This window comes from Pseudogemmobacter sp. W21_MBD1_M6, assembly GCF_052119585.1.
In the GTDB taxonomy this organism is placed as follows: domain Bacteria; phylum Pseudomonadota; class Alphaproteobacteria; order Rhodobacterales; family Rhodobacteraceae; genus JBGQOJ01.
Window position 1 is genome coordinate 22,196 of record NZ_JBGQOJ010000034.1, and the last position, 6,911, is coordinate 29,106.

Sequence of the window (6,911 nt, forward strand, 5' to 3'; positions counted from 1 at the left end):
CTATGTGACAAGCGCGGTCGCCCGGATGCTGGCGCACGACTATGCGGCAATCTTGCCAACCCCAAAGTGGCAACATTTTAAGCTGCCCTTTGGCTCACTTTTACTCTGCCGTTGACAACTCGACCGAAACTCATGTCTGGTGAAATCTGCCTTAAGGATGCAGGGGACCTTGTATGAGTTGGACTTTCCTGCGCACGCGCCGGCTCGCTCGATATTACTTCAAGACCGTTGCGAACTTGTCGCTCAGCCCGTTCCGTAAGAAGCCACTGTTCGAAATCACGCGGATTGAGCGTATGCAGGCATCCAGCAGCCTCGGGTTTCCAAACCGACAGATTGCCCGGATCAAGCGATGGCGGGGCGTTTTCTTTTCCGAGACGCTAATCGGGCAGAGCGTGCTGCTTCTTGCGCTCGGCTTGATGGTTGCCATGGCATGGCAGCGTTTTGGTGACGGTGTTGCCCTTGGCGATGTGATGGTCGAGTTCTGGGGTCTTCTGTTCGACATTTCCTTCATCGTCGTTCTTTTGGGCGTCTTTCAGTATCGTCAGCAAAGGCGGCAAGACATCGCCCGCCAGAATGAGATCATCGAAGATCTTAAACGGTGGAACGACGAGGAAGCGATGCATCGTGTCGTTGGTGCGCTCCGGCGGCTGAACGGCATGGGTCAAACAGCGGTTGATCTGACAGGAGCGGTGCTGTCCGATGCCAAGCTTAAGGGATATGGCGTAGCCAGCCTGCGTGGGTCGAAACTTTCCGGTGGCGGTTGGGCAGACGAGACCCTGCGTGAGTCATCTTTCAAGAATGTCGACTTTTCACGATTGGACCTTCGAGATGTTGTGTTTGGTTTCGATGCATGGGGGTTTGGTTCTGCGAAGTCCGGTCGGTACGAGGACTGCAATTTCTGGGAAGCTGATTTGAGGGGCAGCTGCTTTGACGCCGCCGAACTTCATTGGACCACCCCGCCACCGGATACTCTTGATGAGGTCATCGCGGAAGAAGATGATGGTCGCCCAATCATGGCCAGAACCCACCATGACAGCTTTAACGATGCAGACTTGGCTGGCACTTCTTTCAAAAAGTGCCAGTTTCATTGGGCAGATTTTCGGGGGGCGTTTAATGTTGAACACGCAGACTTTTCGGGGTCTAGGGGTCTAGAGACCTGTGCTTTTGACACAGACGAGTTGAAGGCAAGGATCATAGTCCAAGCCAAGGGAGACGCGGTTTGAAACGAACGACGCTGACCTTGGATGAGTTGCGCGACAAGCTCCAATCCCTCCCTGTCTGGCCCGAATTTCGCGAGGGCGATCCCGAGGTCGATTGGCTGATTCCGACATGTAGGGTGGAAAGTTGGGAGGCTTTTGTCGAGGCGATGCGTGATCCGCAGCACAATCGCGCTGCCAGTGAGTGGGTGTATCGCGGGCAGCGTGGGGGCGATTGGCCTCTCGCTTCGGCTCTGTTGATGGCGTGGATGCCCCCTCCCGACGGCATCGCAATGTGCCACTATGATGAGTGTTGAAGCCATCACAGAAGGAAGGAGCATCCATGTTCGAAGTTACTATTATAGGTGTCGATCTGGCAAAGCGCGTTTTCCAGCTGCACGGTGCACACCAAGACGGTTCGGTCGCGTTTCGTAAGAAGCTTTCACGAGGTCAGTTTCTCGCGTTCGTGGCGCAGCAGCCTAAATGCCTGATCGCCATGGAGGTTTGTGCCACGGCGCATGGCTGTCCGAGAACGCAACCAACAGCATCGAACGTGCCCAACCCTAAGCCGCAAGTATTTTTTCAGTGTCCTGAATTGCCGTCCCAACCGTGCGCTTGAAAAAGAGGATTTCGAAAAATGGATATGAGTAGTGCTGCCCCAAGGGAAGGTACCAATTTCGCTATTGGTGATGAAATCAGATTGAAAGGCAAACCTTCGAAAGTCGGCCGCGTGCTTAGGTTACTTGGCGAAGGAGCACGCGCTCTTGCACATGTGCAATTCTCAGACGGATTACGGAAAGTACCTACGGATCAACTCGAGCTTGTTCCAAGAGAGCCAGACCTACCGATCGACCTTTTGAGGAGCGGAATCTTGGAGGGGCCGGACAGCTTGCGGCGGCACATTGCCCACATTCGACTATCGGGCCGGCTCGCGGACATGCTTTATTCTCTTGAGACGACCGACACCACGTTCTTCGCCCACCAATTTAAGCCAATCCTAAAAATGCTCGACTCACCCACGGGAAATCTGCTGATTGCTGACGAAGTGGGGCTTGGAAAGACAATTGAGGCTGGTCTCATCTGGACCGAACTTGCAGCGCGCTTCCAATATAAAAGACTTTTGGTCGTTTGCCCCAAAGTCCTTTGCGACAAATGGAAGCTCGAGTTGGAAACGAAGTTTGGCTTAGATGCCCGCATCTACAATGCAAAAGAGCTTGCAGAGGCATTGTCTTCGCCAAGCATGCAAAAGCGAGGGTTTGTCGCAATCTGCGGCATGCAGAGTATTCGCCCCCGACCGCGAGATGATCGAGCGAAATCTAATTCTGACGTCCTCGCAAATCTCATGGATGAGATTGAGGAGTTCGATAATCGTATTGATCTGTTGGTGGTGGATGAAGCGCACCACATGCGCAATGTCGGCACACAGACCAATGCACTCGGCCACGCATTAACACGGATAGCAAATAATGTTGTGATGTTGTCGGCCACCCCAATCAATCTGAGAAACGACGATCTAAACTCGTTACTACGGCTCATCGACAGGGATACCTTCGCAGATAGCCGTGCTCTGGAGCAGATCATCGCCGCCAATGCTCCTTTGATCGCTGCTCGCGATGCGGTTTTAGCTGGCAAAGCCTGGATGGACATCGTTGAATTATTAGATCGCGCCGCGCGTCATCCCTTGTTGCGAGCAACAAAGCAACTTAAAAAACTCCGCCAAGAAGTTGTCGAAGCTGAAAGCAATCTGAGCCCCGATCGACGAGCTGAGCTTGCGGCTCGGATCGAGCGAGTCAATTTGCTCGCAAATATAATCAACAGAACTCGTCGACGCGATGTTGAAGAATTTCGCGTTGTGCGCAACGTTCGGGTTCACAAGGCCGAAATGACGCCTGATGAACGCAACGTTTACGATGTGGCGACCGCGGCAATTCACGAATACGCCGATGAGCACGACCTACCACCCGGATTTCTTGTGGTGACCCCGCAGCGTATGCTGGCATCCTGTCTGCCAGCTGCAGTTGGCCATTGGCAAGGCACGATCAAAACGGAAGGCTATGAAGACGAGGATGGCGAACTCGAAACAATCAATGCCGATGAAGTCCATCGACCCCTTCGATCCGTCCTTTCCCGCATAGCCGCAACGTTGCCCACTGCACGCGAGCTCGAAGCTCATGACACAAAGTACGAATTATTTCGGAACGCCCTAAGCGGCCTCATTGAGCAAGAGCCGACCCACAAGATTGTCGTGTTTTCAACCTTCAGAGCAACATTGGAGTATCTTGGTCGACGGCTGAAAAAGGACGGCATCGCCGCGCTTGTCATGCACGGCGGTGTTGGAGACCGGACCGCCCTCGTTGAACAATTCCGCGTAAGTTTAGGGATTCCGGTGTTCCTGTCGTCAGAAGTCGGGAGCGAGGGCATCGACCTTCAGTTCGCTCGAACTGTGGTCAATTATGACTTGCCATGGAACCCTATGCGAGTTGAACAACGGATCGGCAGGATTGACCGACTGGGTCAGGAGGCCGAAGCCATTACGGTTGTTAACCTCTTGCACCGCAACACGATTGACGAGCGTATCTATGATCGTCTCTATCATCGGCTGCGATTGTGCGAGCAGGCCCTAGGGGGATTTGAGGATATCCTCGGCGACGAAGTGCGGCAACTTACAAAAGACCTATTGTCCGGGGGCCTTACGCTCAGCGAGCAAGTGGCGCGCATAGCACGCAGTGAACAAGCGATCGCAAACCGCCGCGCCCATGAGGACGAACTTGAGCGCGACGGAGCTGCATTGATCCAACACGGCGAGTATGTTCTTCGTTCGATTCGGGAAGCGCGTGATGAAAACCGTTGGATATCCTCCGATGACGTCGCCGATTTCATAAAGCATGCACTCAATACATGCTTCCCTGGTTGCGATCTTCGGGTAGACCAATCACGCGAACAACTTGAACTGGCGTTGTCAGCAGAAGCTCGCCATGAATACGAAACATGGTCCACTCAAAAGGGAAACGATCCAGGTTCTTTGGTGAGGGCGGGAGGCGCTTCGATATTCCGTTTGGGTCAGGAAAGCGGGCACTCAAGGCATTCCAAGATGACCCAAACCCATCCCTTCATGCGATTCCTTTCACACCGTTTGGGCCGGGACAATCTCCTATTTCCAAATGCTGTTGCAATGCGGTGCACCTCGCTTGAGGCATCCGATTTGCCACCAGGACGCTATGCTGGTGCCGTTCAGGCCTGGTCCACAGGGCAAGGAAACGAGGAAAGTCTACGTCTCGCTTATGGGCTTATCGACTGTGCGAGTGGCGAGAAAATCAATCCAGATTTGGCTGAACGCGCATTGCGCCGTGGACTTCCGACCGCAACGAGATGGACTACAGCCGTTGAGGAACTTGACATAAACTCGGTCGCAGAGCTTCTAGAAAATTGGGTAGAAAAAGACCTCCTAGAGCGCTTCCATGATGAACGCGAGCGGAGGGATTTAGAAATTTCTGATCGAATTGCAATTCAGGTGTCGGCGCTCGAAGTGCGGGCATTAGAAGATCGCAGAAAATTGGAACTCCAAATAATTAGTAGTGGCAGAAAGCTGGAGGCTGCCAATCGCGCCCGCCTTGACCGATTGGAAGAAAACGTGAAGCTCCGTCGTTTAAAGATCGAAGCCGCAGCGCAAAGCATGTCACATAGTCGCGACATTGCTATAATCTTGTTGGATATCACCACATGAGCCGGTCAAAGTCCCCTAGGGTGGATAATCGAAAAAAATCGATTGGTGGCTTGGGTGAATTAATGCTCGCGGCAGGGCTCAAAACAACCAAAATCCAGATTGGCGTTCCTATAATCAATGCCATTAAACGTGGTCCAAAGACTGGATTACCCAAAAAGACGGGGCCTTTCCAAGAAAGCGACAGATTGCCGCCGTTGACCGGCGGCAAGATAATTGCAACGAAACGAAATAGCGCGTCACCACGGTCGGCAGTTTTGAAACGCACAGTTCAAGAAGTGGAGGTGCAAAGTAAGACAGCCTCGAAGCCCAAGAAAAAAGAAATCACCCCTCTGAGCGAGCTAGACCAAAAAACCAAGTACTTGAAATCTATTTATGACGAAGAAACAATTGGGAAAAGAGGGCACGCGGAACACATCGCAAATCGCCCCCAATCTAAAATAGGGGCTACCAGACCTCCCCATCTAATGCTCAGCGAAACGAAACTGTCATTAGAGCGGATGGGGCTCGACAATGTGGTCACATGCAATCATGAATTGCACCGGGATCTGACCCAGGATGATCGCCGAGAAATTCAAACGCGTCTCGCTCACCCGGGCGCATGCATACCAAAAGCGAGGGAGGCGGGCCGGCCTGTCGATCTCGTCATTGGAATAGACGTTGGTTCTACCAGTTCAAAGATCGTAATGCGGTTCCCCTACGAAGCGTTAGGGGCATATGCGGTTCCGGCACCGAAAGGGATGAGAGCTGATGGGCATCCATACTACTGGACCACAGGTCTTTGGAAAACAACTGAAGGGGTCTTTCGACTACTCCCTTCCGCCGGAGCCAAAGCTATTGATCGGCTAAAAATTGATTTTCTTTCGGCCAATTTGGATGAGGCGAGACTCGATCACCCCGCGACTTATGCAATGACCGCCTGGCTCACCCTACTGTTGCGTCAAGCAATGGGCTGGCTACGTTTAACCCTTACAAGAGGAACACAAGATCTATCGTTGCGGGTTTCTGTAAATTGCGGTTTTCCTATGCAAAGCGTTGAAAACCCCGCATCCGAGCGAGCATTTCACACTTGCGTAACTGCCGCAAGACGTCTGGCGATGTCCAACAGCGAGCTGTCCAGCTCCACGATCTGTGCGGCCCAGAGGGTGAGCGATGAAGATGATGCCTCGGTCTCTATCGTTCCTGAGTTGATTGGCGCGGTGACGGGTTTCTGCAATTCTCCCGCCCGAAAAAGCACCGACTACCTCCTTGTAGATGTCGGAGGATTGACCGTGGATTGCGTCTATTTTCGGCTCAATGAACCTGATCCGATTGAAAGAAGCATCAGCGTATTTGGAACATCTCTCGAAAGCTATGGCGTCGATGTTATGAAAAGTTGGGTGAAACTGGGTAATCCAGCGGAAGCGGTATCGGCACTAATTGGACATTTGATGTGCCAACCGGTTGTTTCCTCCAAGGGAAAGCGAAGTGTTATTCCAGGTCGGAAGCTGGAAAGAACTCAGGTTTTCCTGATCGGCGGGGGACGCCATTCAAAGGAACATCGCGACGGTCTGCCGTGGGCCCTGAATAGTCTTGCAAACTCAACTTTTGCGGCAAAATTTGAAGCCGCAGACCTGACGATAGATCGAGAGGAGATTGACGTCAGCCTCGCTCCTCTTGGAAGGGATTGCGGTCGATTACTGGTTGCGAATGGCTTGTCATTTCCAGAGCATGACATGCCCAATTGGAAACACTCTGGTGAAGTTCCAAACATACCAACTGTGCCCCCCAGAAACTTCGAAGAGCGCTTTGTTGGGCCCGAGCAGACCTGATCGTTGATAAGCCTGCCCTGGGATCATTGTGCACTCCAACTCGCGGCGCTGTTTGAAGCTCCTGCCTCACGGCAACGCGTCACAGGTGGCCGGATGCTCCAGAATAGAGCTATGCGGGAATTTGGGTGATGGCGTGATTTGAAGGGCGGCGTATCGTGGCGGGTGTCAAAGCCGGCCAGAACC

4 protein-coding genes and 1 pseudogene are annotated in these 6,911 nt (G+C 52.9%); all 5 read left to right on the plus strand.

Going from position 1 to position 6,911, the window contains the following annotated elements; genetic code table 11:
* The first annotated feature begins 173 nt into the window (after positions 1-173).
* The 5 genes and pseudogenes from ACEN2R_RS19220 to ACEN2R_RS19240 all read left to right on the plus strand — a co-directional run bounded on the left by ACEN2R_RS19220 (position 174) and on the right by ACEN2R_RS19240 (position 6,728).
* On the plus strand, positions 174-1,223 hold the full coding sequence (locus tag ACEN2R_RS19220) for a pentapeptide repeat-containing protein (protein WP_442044356.1): 1,050 nt from the start codon (positions 174-176) through the stop codon (positions 1,221-1,223).
* The gene (locus ACEN2R_RS19225) at positions 1,220-1,513 is read left to right on the plus strand and encodes a hypothetical protein (protein ID WP_442044358.1); all 294 of its coding nucleotides are present in this window, start codon (positions 1,220-1,222) and stop codon (positions 1,511-1,513) included. The genes ACEN2R_RS19220 and ACEN2R_RS19225 overlap by 4 nt, the downstream gene beginning before the upstream one ends.
* A gap of 26 nt (positions 1,514-1,539) precedes the next feature.
* Positions 1,540-1,716: pseudogene (locus tag ACEN2R_RS19230) on the plus strand (IS110 family transposase); the annotation flags it as partial.
* A gap of 117 nt (positions 1,717-1,833) precedes the next feature.
* Positions 1,834-4,920, plus strand: a complete 3,087-nt coding sequence (locus ACEN2R_RS19235) for a DEAD/DEAH box helicase (protein WP_442044360.1) — start codon at positions 1,834-1,836, stop codon at positions 4,918-4,920.
* Positions 4,917-6,728, plus strand: a complete 1,812-nt coding sequence (locus ACEN2R_RS19240; RefSeq protein WP_442044362.1) for a hypothetical protein — start codon at positions 4,917-4,919, stop codon at positions 6,726-6,728. Before ACEN2R_RS19235 ends, ACEN2R_RS19240 begins: the two co-directional genes overlap by 4 nt.
* Positions 6,729-6,911 lie beyond the last annotated feature (183 nt).

Excerpts from the sequence above, each read along its gene's own strand:
- ACEN2R_RS19220 (WP_442044356.1), top strand. The coding sequence starts at position 174 with ATGAGTTGGACTTTCCTGCGCACGCGCCGGCTCGCTCGATATTACTTC.
- ACEN2R_RS19235 (WP_442044360.1), top strand. The coding sequence starts at position 1,834 with ATGGATATGAGTAGTGCTGCCCCAAGGGAAGGTACCAATTTCGCTATT.
- ACEN2R_RS19240 (WP_442044362.1), top strand. The coding sequence starts at position 4,917 with ATGAGCCGGTCAAAGTCCCCTAGGGTGGATAATCGAAAAAAATCGATT.